Consider the following 14,767-nt stretch of genomic DNA (forward strand, 5'->3'; position numbering starts at 1 on the left):
CTTGAGGAAGGTGGCACTGCGTCCGCACGCACTGTTGCCTCGGCAGTACGACCACCAGAGGGTCCTGGCGACCACCGTGGACGCCTGGGGCCGGACTCTCTGGCTGATCTGCCCCGACGCGGAACTCCGCCCGAGCCCGTACGGCAGGCCCTCCCCCCAGCCCCGTGGCCGCCCGTACGACGCGCTTCTGATCGTCGACGACCGCGGTGCGATCCGTGAACTGTCCCTGCGCGGGATGACGTTGCGCGTGACCCACATCGACGCGCTGCCCAACGGCCGCTTCGTCGTGCAGGGTTACGGAACCGCAGGCGACCGCACCGCAGACGACCGGCACAACGCGCAGATCTACGGGACGGACGGCCGCCGCCGCCGTGGCTTCGCGATGGGGCGGGCGGTCGAGCACCTGATGGCGGACCGGCGCCACCATGTGTGGAGCGCCTACTTCGACGAAGGCGTCTACGTCGACCCGATCAGCGCCGCCGGCCTGGTGCGTTGGGACAGCGGCGGCAACCGGCTCTGGGGTTACACGCCTCCGGAGGGAGTCCAGCACATCGACACGGTCTACGCCCTCAACGTCGACGACGGTGTCGCGTGGGCCACCTACTACCCCACCTTCCCGCTGCTCGAGGTCCGGACCGACGGTGCGACCCGGCTCCGGCGGACCCCGGTGGTCGCTCCCGCGGGCATCGCCGTGCACGCAGACCACCTCACGATGCTGGGGGGCGGGCGGCAACCGGACCGCCTGCACCGCTGCCGCCTGACGGAGGACGAGGCCCTCCTCGTCGAGGAAGCCTGCCTCACCCTCCCCAACGGGACACCGCTCCAGCGGTACGCACGCCCCGTAGGACGAGGGCGGCACCTGTATCTGCGCGGCACGTCCCCCAGGCAGTGGTACGTGCTGAGGGTCTAGAGGGCTCTTCTGGGGGCTCTTCCGAAAAAAATCCGACGGCGATGTCGAGAACCCGCGTCCCGCTCCGTCCCCGGTGTGAACGCGACCAGAATGGGTCGCACGAGGACCGAGGAGAGAACGACGATGGCCAAGTACCTGCTGCTGAAGCACTACCGAGGCGCCCCGGCTCCGGTCAACGACGTGCCGATGGACCAGTGGAGCCCGGAAGAGATCTCGGCACACATGCAGTACATGAACGACTTCGCCGCCCGGCTGGAGAAGACCGGCGAGTTCGTCGACGGCCAGGCGCTCGCGCCCGAGGGGACGTGGGTCCGCTACGACGGGGAGGGGCGCCCGCCGGTCACCGACGGCCCGTTCGCGGAGACCAAGGACCTCATCGCCGGCTGGATGATCATCGACGTCGACAGTTACGAGCGCGCCGTCGAGCTGGCCGGGGAACTGTCCGCCGCCCCCGGCGCGGGCGGCAAGCCGATCCACGAGTGGCTGGAGGTACGCCCGTTCTACGGCGTGCAGCCGACCATCACGGAGTGACGTCCCAGGGGTTCACGATGTCCACGGGTTCTACGGGTTCTACGGGTTCTACGGGTTCCGTCGGTTCCACCGGTTCCACGGCTTCTACCGGTTCCACCGAGTCCACCGGTTCCGGTCCCACCATGGACGCGGTCCACCTCAGAACCCTCACGCCCAGCGTGCTCACCGTCCTCGTCCGCCGCGGAGCCGACTTCGCGGCGGCCGAGGACGCCGTGCAGGACGCCCTGGTCGAGGCCCTCCGGGTCTGGCCGGCCGACCCGCCGAAGGATCCCAAGGGCTGGCTGATCACCGTGGCCTGGCGCAAGTTCCTCGACGCGGCCCGCGCCGACGCCGCCCGCCGCCGGCGCGAGGACCGCGTCGAGGAGGAGCCGCCGGCCGGGCCCGCGCCCGCCGTGGACGACACGCTCCAGCTCTACTTCCTCTGCGCCCACCCGTCGCTCACCCCCGCGTCGGCGGTCGCGCTCACCCTGCGCGCCGTCGGCGGCCTCACCACCCGCCAGATCGCCGAGGCCTACCTCGTGCCCGAGGCGACGATGGCGCAGCGGATCAGCCGGGCCAAGCGGACGGTCTCCGGCGTGCGCCTCGACCGGCCCGGTGACGTCGCCACCGTGCTGCGCGTGCTCTACCTCGTGTTCAACGAGGGCTACTCCGGCGACGTCGACCTCGCGGCCGAGGCCATCCGGCTCACCCGGCAGCTCGCGGCCGCGATCGACCACCCCGAGGTCGCCGGCCTGCTCGCCCTCATGCTGCTCCACCACGCGCGCCGTGCCGCCCGGACCGCGCCCGACGGCAGCCTGGTGCCGCTCGCCGAGCAGGACCGAGGGCGCTGGGACACCCGTCTCATCGCCGAGGGCGTCGAGATCCTCCAGGCCGCCCTCGCCCGCGACCGGCTCGGCGAGTTCCAGGCCCAGGCCGCCGTCGCCGCCCTGCACGCCGACGCGCCCACCGCCGCCGAGACCGACTGGGTGCAGATCGTCGAGTGGTACGACGAGTTGGCGGCTCTGACCGACAACCCGATCGTCCGGCTCAACCGCGCGGTCGCCGTGGGCGAGGCCGACGGACCCCGCGCCGGTCTGGCCGCGCTCGCCGAACTGGACGCCTCGCTGCCCCGCCACACCGCGGTCGCGGCCCACCTCCACGAGCGCGACGGCGACCTGACCACGGCCGCACGGCTGTACGCCGAGGCCGCCCACAAGGCCCCCAACCTCGCCGAACGCGCCCACCTCACCCGCCAGGCCGCCCGCCTCAACGCCCGCCTCAACGCCCGCTCCTGAGGCACACCGCCCGCATATCACCGCCACCGGTACAAGGCCCGCACCACAGAGCGTTCACGGTGTTCACATGCTCAGACAGGTGTCACTTCCTCGGATCGGACCTTCCCAAGTCGCCCCGTAAACCTGCTCGCTCGTGTCCGCCATGGTTCATCCATGTGAACAAAATTCTGCGCGTTCTATTGACGTGCCCAGCTCACCCCCCGACACTCCCACCCAGGGAAAGCGCTTTCTGCATGCACTTCGGACCGCATTCTGGATCTCATCCCTGGAGACCGAACGATGCAATCGACGCACGTGAGACCCGTCATGGCGACGGCGAGCGCAGGCCTGGTGGCAGGACTGCTGGTCGCGCTGTCCGGTACGGCGGCGCAGGCCGCGACCACCCGGTACGAGGCCGAGTCGGCCCCGGCCGTCTGCACCGGGACGATCGACTCCGACTGGACCGGATACTCGGGCAGCGGATTCTGCAACGGCACCAACGCCGCAGGCGCCTACGCGCAGTTCACCGTGACCGCACCCGCATCGGGCACGGCGACCCTGTCCGTCCGGTTCGCCAACGGCACCACGGCCGTACGGGCCGCGAGCGTCACCGTGAACGGGACGACCGCCGCGACCACGTCCTTCGAGAGCACCGGCACCTGGACGGCGTGGACCACCAAGACGCTGACCGTGCCGGTGACGTCGGGCAGCAACGTCATCCGGATCAACCCGACGTCCGCCACCGGGCTCCCCAACCTTGACTATCTCGACGCGAACGTGCCCGAAGGCGGCGGCACCACCCCGCCGCCGTCGAGTTCCGCCCTCTACGTCGCGCCCAACGGGACCGACGGCGCGGCGGGCACCGTCTCCGCCCCCACCACCCTCACCTCGGCCATCAGCCGGATCACGGCGGGCGGGACGATCTACCTGCGCGGCGGCACCTACGCCCACGCGTCGACCGTCACGATCCCCGTCGGCAGCTCCGGCACCTCCGCCGCCCGCACCACCCTGACCGCCTACCCGGGCGAGACGCCGGTCCTCAACTTCTCGGCCCAGAGCGAGAGTTCGTCGAACCGGGGGCTCCAGCTCAACGCCTCGTACTGGCACGTCAAGGGCCTCGTCGTCGAGCGGGCCGGCGACAACGGCATCTACGTCGGCGGCAGCAACAACGTCATCGAGCGCACGGTGACCCGCTTCAACCGTGACACCGGGCTCCAGCTCGGCCGGATCGCCTCCACCTCGCCGAGCAGCGAGTGGCCCGCCAACAACCTCATCCTGAGCGCTGAGTCGCACGACAACGCCGACTCCGACGGCGAGGACGCGGACGGGTTCGCGGCGAAGCTGACGACCGGGCCCGGGAACGTGTTCCGGTACGCCGTCGCCCACAACAACATCGACGACGGCTGGGACCTCTACACCAAGCCGGACACCGGCCCCATCGGTCCGGTGACCATCGAGGACTCCCTCGCCTACGAGAACGGCACACTCAGCGACGGCTCGCAGGCCGGCAACGGCGACCGCAACGGCTACAAGCTCGGCGGCGACGACATCGCGGTGAACCACATCGTCCGGCGCAGTATCGCCTACGACAACGGCAAGCACGGTTTCACGTGGAACAGCAACCCGGGCACCATGGCGGTCTCCGGCAACGTGAGCATCGACAACACCGAGCGGAACTTCAACTTCGACGGCGGTACGTCGGTGTTCCGCGACAACACCTCGTGCCGTAGCGGGAGCGGGACCAACGACCGGATCATCGGCAGCTCCGACAGCTCCAACCAGTTCTGGTCCGGGACGAACGGGTCCCGGTGCTCCTCGTACGCCGGCGGCCTGCACTGGTCCTTCGGCGGCGACGGCAAGCTGAACGTCAGCTTCGGCTAGCCGGACGCGCGTGCCGTGCCGGCCGTCCCGACGAAGGCCGGCACGGCACGCGCGTACGCCTCCGGGCGAGCGGGCCCAGCCGCGGGCTGTCGGCGGTCAGCCGCACGGGCCGTCGGCGCTCAGCCCTGCGGCTCGCTGATGTTGACCATCCACGGGACGCCGAAGCGGTCCGTGCACATGCCGAAGACGTCGCCCCACATCTGCTTGTCGAGCGGGACGGTGACGGTGCCGCCGGCGGAGAGCTTCTCCCAGTAGCCGCGCAGCTCGGTGTCGTCCTCGCCGCTGAGGCTGACGGAGAATCCGCCGCCGCCCTGGTACTCCATGCCGGGCGGGGTGTCGGCGCCCATGAGTGTGAAGCCGTTCGGCGCCTCCAGCATGCCGTGCATGATCTTGTCGGACTCCGGGGCGTCGGGCTGGCCGAAGTTGCCGAAGGTGTGCAGCGTCAGCTCGCCGCCGAAGACCTCCTTGTAGAACTCCATCGCCTGCCGGGCGTCGCCGTCGAAACTGAGGTAGGGGTTGAGCCGCGAGACCATGAGAACCTCCCTGAAACGGACAAACGGGCGTACGGTCGGTTGTCCGGAGACTAGCCCCCGGCACTGACAACGGCATGCCGGGAGCGGCGGCGCGGTCTCCCGGGGGCGTCAGACCTTCGTCGGCTCCAGGTCCGTGTTGGCTATCTGGGAGGCCAGCTTCGGGCGGACCGTGAGGAGGTCGGCGGCGATCGGGTCGTGGAAGTACTTCCGGTAGAGCTTGACGTACGTGCCGTCGTCGATCATCGCGTCGATCTGGGTGTCGAGGTCCTTCACGAGCTGCGGGTCCCCGTTCTTGCGGAGCGGGAAGGCGCTGCCCTGGAGGCTGTCGAGTTCCACGGCGACCCGGACGGGATGCTGCTCGGCGTACTCGTCCGCGTCGGCGCCGCCGAGGACGACCGCGTCGACGCCGCCGGAGAGGAGCTGGGTGATCAGGGCGGTCTGGTCCTTGAACTTCACGAGCTGCGCCTTCCCCATCTCCCGGTTGACGAAGGTCTCCTGGACCGAGCCGCTGACCGCGCCGACCCGGCGGCCCTCGAAGTCCTGGAGCCTGGAGAACTCGCTCGCCTTGCCCGTCTTGAGGGTGACCACGTCGGTGAAGCCCCAGTAGTAGGGCTCCGTGAAGGCGACCTGCTTCTTGCGTTCGGCCGTGGCGCCCACACCGGCCACCCCGATGTCGTACTGCCCGGCGGACAGGCCCGCGAGGATGCCCTGGAGGTTGGTCGTCTTGTACTCGACCTTCACCCCGAGGCGTTCCGCGGCCTCGTTCATCAGGTCCACGGCGAACCCGCTGGGCCTGCCGGAGGCGTCCGTGACGGCGAAGGGCGGCTGTTCGGCCTGCGTGGCGGCGGTGATCACGCCGTCGCGGACGAGGTCGTAGGAGTCGGTCGCGGAACCCGCCGCCTCGCTGTCGCCGCCGCAGCCGGTGAGCGGGAGCAGCAGGACGAGCGCGAGGGCGGAGGTGGCGGTGCCGGTCAGCAGTCTTCTGGGCATGGCTGTTCTTCCTTCTACGGGTGGACCGGGGTGGGTTCGGCAGGGGGCGGTTTCACAGGACCTGGGAGAGGAACTGCCGCAGCCGGGGGTGCCGGGCGTCCTCGAAGAGGCGGTCGGGGGTGTCGATCTCGGCGAGGCGGCCGTCGTCCATGAACGCGACACGGTCGGCGGCCTCGCGGGCGAAGCCCATCTCGTGGGTGACGACGGCCATGGTCATGCCGCCGGACGCGAGGTCCCGCATGACGGCGAGGACGTCCTTGACCAGCTCGGGGTCGAGGGCGGAGGTGGCCTCGTCGAAGAGCATCACCTCCGGTTCCATGGCGAGCGCGCGGGCGATGGCGACACGCTGCTGCTGGCCGCCGGAGAGCCGGCCGGGTCGCTGCGCCGCGAAGGAGGCGAGGCCGACCTCGGCGAGACGGCGGTGGGCGATCTCCCGGGCCTTCTCGCGGCCCATGCCCTTGACCGAGGTCAGGGCGACGGAGACATTGCGCTCGACGCTCATGTGCGGGAACAGGTTGAAGTGCTGGAACACCATGCCGATCCGGGCGCGGGCCCCGTCCACGTCGGCGTGCGGGGAGGTCAGACAGGTCTCGCCGAGCCAGATCTCTCCCGAGTCGGGGGTCTCCAGCAGGTTGAGGCACTTCAGCAGCGTGGACTTGCCCGAGCCGGACGGGCCGATGAGGCACAGGGTCTCGCCCCGGCGGACGTCGAGGGTGATGTCCCGCAGCACGGTCGTCCTGCCGTAGCTCTTGACCAGGCCGACGACCTGGAGGGCGGCGGGCGGGGAGGGTGTGACGGTCACGCCGACCGGGCCGGGCGGGTTGGTCGTGGTCATCGGGACTCTCCTCCTCTGGCCCCGCCGGCTCGCACGGCGGGCTTCGGTACGTCCGGCTCGGTGGGCGTGGGCTCCGGTGGCGCCGAGTCGGGGTGCGGGCCCTCGCGCAGCCGGCGGTCCAGGTGGTTGACGAAGTAGGTGAGCGGGATCGTGAGCGCGAGATAGCTGATGCCGGCCGCGATGAGGGGGGAGGAGTTGTACGTACGGGCCACCTCCTCCTGCGCGATGAAGTACAGCTCGCGCTGCCCGGCCGCGAGGCCGAGGAGGTAGACCAGCGAACTCTCCTTGATGTCCTTCACGAACTGGCCCGCCATGGCCGGCAGCACACGGCGGACGCCCTGCGGTACGACGACCAGCCGCATCGCCGTCAGATAGCTCATGCCGAGGCTGCGGGCCGCCTGCAGCTGGCCGGCGTCGACGCTCTGGATCCCGGAGCGGAAGATCTCCGCCGTGTAGGCGCCCGAGATGATGCCGATCGCGAGGATGGCGTAGCCGAACGGGTCGGTGCCGAAGGGCCGGATGCCGGCGGCGGGCAGGCCCACCCCGACCAGCATCACCGTGATGATCACGGGCAGGCCCCGGAAGACGTCGACGTAGAGGCGGGCGGGGAGCCGTACCCACCAGCGTTTCGACAGCAGCAGCATCGCCGCGAGCAGGGCGATCACGATGCCCAGGACGATCGCGCCCGCCGCGATGACCAGGGTGTTCAGCAGGCCCTCGGTGAGGAGCCGGGGGAAGGTGCGGGCGATGAGGTCCCAGTCGAAGAAGGTGTCGACGAGGGCGTTGGAGGCGGTCGTGGACGGCGTGGGTGCGAGCGGCGCGGTCATCGTGACTCCTGACCGGGGGAGGGGTGATGGGCGGAGAGGCCGGCACCGGTGGCGGGGCGGTGGCCTGAGGCGGTGAACTCCTCGCGGGCCGACGCCAAAAGGGCCGGGTCGGTCAGGAGTTCCAGCGCCAGGGCGGCCAGGGCGGTCGCGATGGTCTCCGTCGCGTCGTGGGCGCGCGTGCCCCGGGCGGCCTCCCGCATCTGTGCGGAGTGGCCCGGGGTGTCCCGGTCGCAGATCTGGACGTACGGGTGGATCGTCGGGACGACGACGGAGACGTTGCCGATGTCGGAGGAGCCGGCCGGGTTCGCCGGGGACGGCGGCTCCAGGAGCAGGCCCAGGGCGGCGGCGTGGTCGGCGAGCCGGTCGGCCAGGACCATGTTGTTCTCGCGCTCGGCGTAGCGGGGCGCGGTCTCCGTGTGCTGTGTCGTGGTGCCGGTCGCGAGGGCCGCGCCCTCCGCCGCCGCGAGCACGCGGGGCAACAGGGAGTCCAGGGCGGCGGAGGTGGCCTCCCGGACGTAGATGTCGACCTCGGTGCGGTCCGGCACGACGTTCGGGGCGGCGCCGCCGTCCGCGATGATGCCGTGCACACGGGCCGTGGGCGGCATGAACTGGCGCAGCGAGTCGACCGCCGTGAGGAACAGCTGCGCGGCGGCCGCCGCGGAACGGCCGTCCCAGGGGGACTTGGCGGCGTGGGCCGCGACGCCGTGGAAGGTCAGCCGCAGGTGACTCGCGGCGAGGGCGTGCCGGGCGCGCAGACCGCGGTCGGCGGGGTGGAACATCAGCGCCGCGTCCACGTCCCGGAAGACGCCGCGCTCCAGCATCAGGATCTTGCCGCCGCCGCCCTCCTCGCCCGGGGTGCCGATCACCTTGAGGGTGCCGGGGTGATCGGGGCGTACGGCCGCCACGGCGAGGGCGGCGGTGAGGCCACCGGCGGCGATGAGGTTGTGGCCGCAGCCGTGGCCGATGCCGGGGAGGGCGTCGTATTCGAGGAGGAGGGCGATCGTGGGGGCGCCGGGTGCGGAGGCGGTTCCGGCGTCTTTGCTCGCGGCTCCCCGGTGGGTGGCGGTGAACGCAGTGGGGAGGCCCGCCACGCCCTTGTCGACCTCGAACCCGGCGGTGGCGAGACGGCCGGCCAGTTGCTCGACGGCGTAGTGCTCCTCGAAGCGGGTCTCCGGGGTGCCGTGCAGATCGAGGCTGAGCTGTTCGAGCGCGGGGCGGCGTTCGCGTACGGCGTCGCGGAGCTCCGCGAGGACAGGAGGGTGCATGGCGACTCCGGGAGGTTCTGGGAGGGGCGGGAGCAGAGGAGGGCGTGCGCGGGGAGGTGTTTCGATGCCCGAGACGTCGGGGTTGCCGGAACCGTAGGCCTGCCGGAGGGGGCTCCCTACGATGGTTGTCGCGGTCGCGGTAACCATCGGCCGGCGGACGGAGAGCCGGACGGTTGGATGGACGGAGAGCCGGACGGTTGGATGGACGCACCGGACCGCACCGCACTCCACCGGAGGTGCCGTTGAGCGTCGTCCTCTCCCTCTCCGGGGCGCCCCCGTCCCGGGTCGCGGTCGGCTCCTCGCCCCTCGCCGAACTGACCGCCGCGCTGCACGCCTACACCGAGGCCGAGCACCACCCCCGGGCGATCCACTGGGCACGCGGCCTGGAGACCCACGGGACGGACCCCGACCCCGACCCCAACCCCGATCCCGACCTCAGCCCTGCCCCCGCCCCCGCCCCCACCGTCTCCGCGTTCGACCCCGTCCTCCGACGGCGGGTCCGGGACTGGGCGCCGCTGTGGTCGTCGTACCGGGCCCGGTATCTGCTGCCGTTGGGCGCGGTCGGGGACCGGCCGCTCGGCGCCGAGGTCGAGGACATCGCCCGGCTGCCGTTGCCGCTCTTCGCGGAGCTGACGGCCTACGCGATCCGGGGCGGCAACTCCGGGATGCCGCTGGACCGGGTGCTGGAGGAACGGGCCCAGCGGGAGGGGCTGTTGGAGGCGGCGGAGCGGCGGTCGACGGCCCGGTCGGAGCTGGCGCGCAGACTGCTGCACGCGCCGGAGTCACTGCGGACGGATCTGCTGGATCTGCTGGACCGGGCCGCGCGGGCGCTGGAACCCGATCTGGCGCGGGCCGCCCGGGCGATCTCGGGGCGACTGCCGGAGCTGCGCAGGGCCGTCGAGCACGACGGACCCGGCCGGGCGCTCGCCGCCCTGGACCCGGCGGCCTCGTACCGCGACGGGCCGCCCCGCGTGGTCTTCGACAAGTTCCACCACGGCATCGTGAACGTCGCCACGACACCCGTACTGGTCGTGCCGTCGGTCTTCGGCGGCCCGCACCTGCTGGTCAAGCACGAGCCAGGGTTCGCGGCGGTCGTGCAGTACCCGCTGCTGCCGGAGAGCGACGACCAGCCCGGTTACGCGACCGTGCACCGGCGGCTGGAGGTGCTGCGGGACCCCGGCCGGCAGCGCATCGCCCGGGCCATCGCCCGCGAGCCGCTCACCCCCTCCGAACTGGCCACGCGGAGCGGGATGTCCCTGCCCCAGGTCTCCCGCCACCTCGCCCGGCTGCGCGAGGCCGGCCTCGTCACGGTCGAGCGCGACGGCCGCCGCGCCTACTACCAGCTCCACCTGGAACGTGTACGCCGCCTCGGCGACGACCTCCTCACGGCCCTCTTCCACTGACCGGCCGACCTCCCGCGAGCCAACCGTCCACCATCCGCGACCCCCTACTCGTACACCCGCCACTCGTCCACACCCTGTGGACGAATCAGGACCCGCCCCGACGCCGCCTATAACCCAGGTACGAGGAACACCTCGGTCTTCAGCCCGACTCGGGACGGAGGGGCTTCGGCCTAGCCTGGTGGCGTCATGACGCGGACAGATGACGACCGGCGGCTCCCGGTCCTGCTGATCGTCGCCCAGGCCGTGCTGTGGCCCGGGGCGGCACTGGTGCGCGGGACCGTCCCGAACGGGTCGGACCTGCTGGTGGCGGCCCTGGTCGCCGGAGTCGTGACGGCCGCGCTGGCGCTGCGCGGCAGCCGCCCGGTGGCCGCCCTCGTCGTGGTCGCCGCCGCGTGCGCGCTGGGCGCCGGGCCGCTGCCCGTCGGCGCGACGGCGCTGCTCGGCACGGCGGGCGTCGCGCTGGCCCTCCACACCGTGGCGGTCGAACGCGACACCTTCACCGCCGTGTTGTGCGTCGTGGCGCTCGCCGCGTGGCAGTTCCTGCAGCAGATCAGCCTGCACGGCCTCGGCGACCACGCGGGCCTCGACCACGTCCTCACCGCCCTGCTGTACGCCACCGCGTGCGGCGCCGGTCTCCTCGTACGACGGACCCGGCGCGCACGGTGGGTCGCCGAGCAGCGGCTGAAGCGGGCCGAGTCGGAGCGGCACCGGCTGCCGGCGGTCGAACGGCGGCGTATGGAACGGGAGTTGCACGATGTCAGCGCCCACCATCTGACGGCGGTCGTCGTCACGGCGGGGGCCGCGCTCGGACTGCGCGAGCAGCGGCCCGAACTGGCCGGGGAGGCACTGGAGTTCGCCGTCGAGACCGGCCAGGAGGTCACCCGTGCGCTCGGCGCGGTACGGGCACCGGCGCCCTCCCGGGAGGACCTGCCGTCACCGGAGGAACGGCTGCTGGACCTCGTCGCCGGGTTCCGCCGCCTCGACCAGCGGATCGACTGCGAGATCGACCCCCTGCCGGACGGGGCCGTCGCGGACGCGGCGTACGGCATCGTGCGCGAGGGCCTGACCAATGTGGCCCGGTACGCGCCGGGCGCGCACACCCGGGTGCGGGTGCGGTACGGCGACACCCGCACGGACGTCGTGGTCACGAGCGCGGCGCCGCCCGCCGGGGCGACGGCGCACGCGGCGGGCCTCGGGGGCGGGCGCGGTCAGGGGTTCCTGCGTTCGCGGGCGCGGGAGGCGGGCGGGACGCTGAGCAGCGGGCCGACGCAGGAGGGCGGTTGGGAGATCCGGGCGGCGCTGCCCGGCCGGACGGCCGCGCCGGTGGAGGCGGCGCTCCCGCGCGGCTACCGGGTGGCGCAGCTGGTGGCCGCGGCCGGACTCGTCCTGCAGCCCCTGCTCCCGGCCCTTGTCATCCGCCCGGACAGCGCGACGGCCACCCAACAGGCGTCCGTCGGCACCCTCTTCGCCCTGCTCGCCGCGGCCCAGGCCCTCACGCTGCTCTGGCTCCCGCGCGCGCCCCGCACCGCACTCACCCTCCTCCTGACCCTCCCCCTCCTCTGGCCCCTGGCCATGACCACGACCCACTACACCGGCCCACCCCTCCTCCCCCCGGCCCTGAGCCTGATCGCCACCTGCGCGGCCGTCACGATCCGAACGACCCGCCACATCACGGAGAACGGCACACGCGAGTCGGTGGCGTTCCCCCTCACCGCCGTCCTCGTGCACAGCGTCGCCGGGGTCGTCGCCGTGCTCGGGCGGGGAACGGCGGTCTCCGGGTGGGTGGTTGGGGTCGGTGTGAGTGGTGGGGTGGCTGTGGTCGTCGCGGGGGCCGTGTGGGGCGGAGTGGCGCGCGGGCGGCGGGTCAGGGGCGAACGGGGGGCGCGGGACGAGCGCGTCGCCGTGTGGACCGAGGAGGCCGTGCGGGACGCGTGGGCCGAGCGGCGCCGGATCGCCGCGGGGCTGGAGACCACCGTGCTGTCCCGGACCGCCGACATGGTCGAGGAGGCCCGGGCCGGCCGACTCGACGCGGTCGCGGACCGCGCCCGCGAGGCCCTCGCCGCGATGCGCGCCCTGCTCGACACCGTCCGCGACGGCGAACGCGGCGCGGGCCCCGGCCGCAGTCCGCAGCCCACCCTCCAGGCCCTCGACCTGCTCGCCCACCAGTCCCGCGCCACCGGCCGCGACGTCCGGATACGGCTGACCGACCGCGTGCCCGAACGCCTCCCCGCCGCCGTCGACCTGGCCGCCTACCACGCCGCCGAAACGATCCTCGCCGCCGGCGACGATCAACCCGCGATGCTCGAATTCGACGCCGGCGACGGTACGTTGACGCTCACCGCCACCGGCGTGCCGCGCGCCGCGCGCACCGCCGTACGGGAGCGGCTGACGGCCCGCGTCGCGCCGCTCGGCGGCACCCTGACCACCGGCGGCCCGGACACGGTCCACCTCCGGCTGCCGCTCGCCGCGGCACCGGTTCCGCAGCAGGGCGACGCGACAGAGGACGAAGAGGGAAGTGACGGATGAGCCTCAGGGTGCTGGTCGTCGACGATCAGGGCATCGTACGGGCGGGGTTCGCCGCCGTCATCGACGCCGAGGAGGACATGACGGTCGTCGGTGAGGCCGCCGACGGCGCCGAAGCGGTGCGGCTCGCCGAGGAGTTGGCACCGGACGTCGTCGTCATGGACGTACGGATGCCCCAACTCGACGGCATCGCCGCGACCCGCATCATCACCGGCCGGGACGACGCGCCCCGCGTCCTCGTCCTGACCACCTTCGACCTCGACGCGTACGTCTTCGACGCCCTGCGCGCCGGCGCCTCCGGCTTCCTCCTCAAGGACGTGCACGCGAACGAACTGCTGGCCGGCATCCGGGTGGTGGCCGCGGGCGAGAGCGTGCTCGCCCCGTCCGCGACCCGCCGCCTCATCGGCCACTACGCCTCCGGTACGACACCGGCGACGGCGGACAGCGGCGCCCTGCGCGCCCTCGACGCCCTCACCGGCAGCCAGCGGGGCGTCCTCTCCCTGCTCGCCACCGGGCTCACCAACGCGGAGATCGCCGCGGAACTCGGCATCACCGTCGGCACCGTGAAGTCGCACGTCAACGCCCTGCTCCGCAAACTGGGCCTGCGTGACCGGGTCCAGGCGACGATCCTCGCCTACGATCTGGGCCTGGCCCGCCCGAACCCCCCGGGCACCCACCTCTGAGGCCACCCCGAGACCACCAGGACCTCCCCATGACCGAGGAACCCACTCCTCCCGCGCCGAGCCGGCCGTCCGCGTCCCGCCGCCCCCGCCCCGGCGATCTTCTCGCCCTCGCCTACCTCGCGCTCTGCGTCGGTCTGCTGGTCTGGGCGATCGCGGCGAGCTCCGGCGACGGCTCGGACGGGTCCATGGCGATGGTCATACCGATCCTGGCGACGGCGCCGGTCGGCTTCGTGTGGCTCGCCCTGCCGGACGGGGTCGCGATGGCCGTCGTCGCCGTGCTGCTCGGCGGCCTGGCCAACGCGGCCGTCATCGCCTGGTGCGGCCGCGTCCTCGCCCGACGCGGCCGCCCCGACCCTGTGCTCTGACCCAGCGCCCTGACCTACTGCCCCGCGCGCGAAAGGCGCTCTTCCGTCGCGTGGCCGGCCGGTGTCAGAGGCCGAACTCCTGCGGGGACAGGCCGAGGGTCGCGCAGGCCTCGCGGAGAACCTGCTCCTCGGTCTGGGCGATGTACCCGTCGGCGCCCGCCACCACGAAGCCGGTCTGGACGACCGCCCGCGCCTCCGTCGGCTTCTTCGCGGCCTTGGCGATCTCCGTGAGGGCCTCGGCCTTGCCCTGCTGGAAGTTGCGGGAGAGCTGGTCGACGTGCCGGTTGAAACGCTGCCGCAGCTGGTCCGCGGGGAAGTTCTGCAGGACGTCGTTGTTCAGGATCAGCGACTCCACGTGCTGCCGTTCGGCCGGGTCCACGTTCCCGTCGGCGGCGGCGACCAGGGCGCACATGGCCATGCTGGCGTCCCGGTAGGCACCGCTCTTCAACTCCGTCTTCAGGGAGGTGAGCTGGGACTTGAGCGCGCTCACCAGCTGGGCCTTCGAGCCGCCGGAGGACCGCCCCGACCCGTGGGACCCGTGAGACCCGGTGGCGCCCATGGAACCCAGGGGTCCCGCCCCCGGCTGCCCGTGCCCACTCCCGCCCCGCGCGCCCTGCGCCTGCTGCTGCAGACCCTTGGCCTGGTCCTTGATCCGATCCCACATCGCCATGCGTGCCACCTCGGCTTCAGCCCGTGTCGTGCCGGTCGTTCCGGTCGTCCGCGTGCGTTCCGCACGTCTCCCTGTGAACGCCCGTCACCCCCGTAGGA

General features: G+C 72.6%; 14 protein-coding genes. 8 read left to right on the plus strand and 6 right to left on the minus strand.

From position 1 onward, the window contains the following. Nucleotides 1-10: 10 nt before the first annotated feature. From L3078_RS24165 to L3078_RS24180, 4 genes are all read left to right on the plus strand, one after another. Nucleotides 11-910 (plus strand): hypothetical protein, encoded by a 900-nt coding sequence (locus L3078_RS24165; protein WP_239760446.1) that lies wholly within the window; start codon nt 11-13, stop codon nt 908-910. Nucleotides 911-1,033: 123 nt separating this feature from the next. Then, entirely contained in the window at nt 1,034-1,441 is a 408-nt protein-coding gene (locus L3078_RS24170) for a YciI family protein (RefSeq protein ID WP_239756049.1), read from the plus strand. Nucleotides 1,442-1,563: 122 nt separating this feature from the next. Beyond that, nucleotides 1,564-2,715, plus strand: coding sequence for an RNA polymerase sigma factor (locus L3078_RS24175; protein WP_239756050.1), 1,152 nt, complete (start codon nt 1,564-1,566; stop codon nt 2,713-2,715). A 306-nt stretch (nt 2,716-3,021) separates the two neighbouring features. Continuing rightward, nucleotides 3,022-4,575, plus strand: coding sequence for a carbohydrate-binding protein (locus tag L3078_RS24180; protein WP_391802965.1), 1,554 nt, complete (start codon nt 3,022-3,024; stop codon nt 4,573-4,575). A 119-nt stretch (nt 4,576-4,694) separates the two neighbouring features. On the opposite strand, the gene L3078_RS24185 is transcribed toward L3078_RS24180, so the two are convergent. The 5 genes from L3078_RS24185 to L3078_RS24205 all read right to left on the minus strand — a co-directional run bounded on the left by L3078_RS24185 (nt 4,695) and on the right by L3078_RS24205 (nt 9,025). After that, on the minus strand, nt 4,695-5,108 hold the full coding sequence (locus L3078_RS24185; protein ID WP_239756052.1) for a VOC family protein: 414 nt from the start codon (nt 5,106-5,108) through the stop codon (nt 4,695-4,697). A 108-nt stretch (nt 5,109-5,216) separates the two neighbouring features. Beyond that, a complete protein-coding gene (locus tag L3078_RS24190) occupies nt 5,217-6,098 on the minus strand; it encodes a substrate-binding periplasmic protein (RefSeq protein WP_239756053.1) in 882 nt (293 codons plus the stop codon). A 52-nt stretch (nt 6,099-6,150) separates the two neighbouring features. After that, nucleotides 6,151-6,933, minus strand: a complete 783-nt coding sequence (locus L3078_RS24195; RefSeq protein ID WP_239756054.1) for an amino acid ABC transporter ATP-binding protein — start codon at nt 6,931-6,933, stop codon at nt 6,151-6,153. Next, nucleotides 6,930-7,760, minus strand: a complete 831-nt coding sequence (locus tag L3078_RS24200) for an amino acid ABC transporter permease (RefSeq protein ID WP_239756055.1) — start codon at nt 7,758-7,760, stop codon at nt 6,930-6,932. The genes L3078_RS24195 and L3078_RS24200 overlap by 4 nt, the downstream gene beginning before the upstream one ends. Continuing rightward, on the minus strand, nt 7,757-9,025 hold the full coding sequence (locus L3078_RS24205; protein ID WP_239756056.1) for an amidohydrolase: 1,269 nt from the start codon (nt 9,023-9,025) through the stop codon (nt 7,757-7,759). The genes L3078_RS24200 and L3078_RS24205 overlap by 4 nt, the downstream gene beginning before the upstream one ends. Nucleotides 9,026-9,261: 236 nt before the next feature. Between L3078_RS24205 and L3078_RS24210 the strand changes: the two genes are divergently transcribed. The 4 genes from L3078_RS24210 to L3078_RS24225 all read left to right on the plus strand — a co-directional run bounded on the left by L3078_RS24210 (nt 9,262) and on the right by L3078_RS24225 (nt 13,999). Then, nucleotides 9,262-10,428: an ArsR/SmtB family transcription factor gene (locus tag L3078_RS24210; protein ID WP_239760447.1), complete on the plus strand. Its 1,167-nt coding sequence runs from the start codon at nt 9,262-9,264 to the stop codon at nt 10,426-10,428. Nucleotides 10,429-10,614: 186 nt separating this feature from the next. Beyond that, nucleotides 10,615-12,954 carry a sensor histidine kinase gene (locus L3078_RS24215; protein WP_239756057.1) on the plus strand — a complete coding sequence of 780 codons (2,340 nt, stop codon included), beginning with the start codon at nt 10,615-10,617 and terminating at the stop codon, nt 12,952-12,954. After that, on the plus strand, nt 12,951-13,634 hold the full coding sequence (locus L3078_RS24220) for a response regulator (RefSeq protein WP_239756058.1): 684 nt from the start codon (nt 12,951-12,953) through the stop codon (nt 13,632-13,634). Before L3078_RS24215 ends, L3078_RS24220 begins: the two co-directional genes overlap by 4 nt. 29 nt (nt 13,635-13,663) lie before the next feature. Further along, the gene (locus L3078_RS24225) at nt 13,664-13,999 is read left to right on the plus strand and encodes an SCO4225 family membrane protein (protein WP_239756059.1); all 336 of its coding nucleotides are present in this window, start codon (nt 13,664-13,666) and stop codon (nt 13,997-13,999) included. A gap of 64 nt (nt 14,000-14,063) precedes the next feature. Here the strand turns inward: L3078_RS24225 and L3078_RS24230 are convergent, their stop codons facing one another. Continuing rightward, nucleotides 14,064-14,669 carry a tellurite resistance TerB family protein gene (locus tag L3078_RS24230; protein WP_239756060.1) on the minus strand — a complete coding sequence of 202 codons (606 nt, stop codon included), beginning with the start codon at nt 14,667-14,669 and terminating at the stop codon, nt 14,064-14,066. Between the last annotated feature and the right edge of the window lie 98 nt (nt 14,670-14,767).

This window comes from Streptomyces deccanensis (assembly GCF_022385335.1).
GTDB lineage: Bacteria > Actinomycetota > Actinomycetes > Streptomycetales > Streptomycetaceae > Streptomyces > Streptomyces deccanensis.

Excerpts from the sequence above, each read along its gene's own strand:
- L3078_RS24170 (WP_239756049.1), top strand. The coding sequence starts at position 1,034 with ATGGCCAAGTACCTGCTGCTGAAGCACTACCGAGGCGCCCCGGCTCCG.
- L3078_RS24175 (WP_239756050.1), top strand. The coding sequence starts at position 1,564 with ATGGACGCGGTCCACCTCAGAACCCTCACGCCCAGCGTGCTCACCGTC.
- L3078_RS24180 (WP_391802965.1), top strand. The coding sequence starts at position 3,022 with ATGGCGACGGCGAGCGCAGGCCTGGTGGCAGGACTGCTGGTCGCGCTG.
- L3078_RS24185 (WP_239756052.1), bottom strand. The coding sequence starts at position 5,108 with ATGGTCTCGCGGCTCAACCCCTACCTCAGTTTCGACGGCGACGCCCGG.
- L3078_RS24190 (WP_239756053.1), bottom strand. The coding sequence starts at position 6,098 with ATGCCCAGAAGACTGCTGACCGGCACCGCCACCTCCGCCCTCGCGCTC.
- L3078_RS24195 (WP_239756054.1), bottom strand. The coding sequence starts at position 6,933 with ATGACCACGACCAACCCGCCCGGCCCGGTCGGCGTGACCGTCACACCC.
- L3078_RS24200 (WP_239756055.1), bottom strand. The coding sequence starts at position 7,760 with ATGACCGCGCCGCTCGCACCCACGCCGTCCACGACCGCCTCCAACGCC.
- L3078_RS24205 (WP_239756056.1), bottom strand. The coding sequence starts at position 9,025 with ATGCACCCTCCTGTCCTCGCGGAGCTCCGCGACGCCGTACGCGAACGC.
- L3078_RS24215 (WP_239756057.1), top strand. The coding sequence starts at position 10,615 with ATGACGCGGACAGATGACGACCGGCGGCTCCCGGTCCTGCTGATCGTC.
- L3078_RS24220 (WP_239756058.1), top strand. The coding sequence starts at position 12,951 with ATGAGCCTCAGGGTGCTGGTCGTCGACGATCAGGGCATCGTACGGGCG.
- L3078_RS24225 (WP_239756059.1), top strand. The coding sequence starts at position 13,664 with ATGACCGAGGAACCCACTCCTCCCGCGCCGAGCCGGCCGTCCGCGTCC.
- L3078_RS24230 (WP_239756060.1), bottom strand. The coding sequence starts at position 14,669 with ATGGCGATGTGGGATCGGATCAAGGACCAGGCCAAGGGTCTGCAGCAG.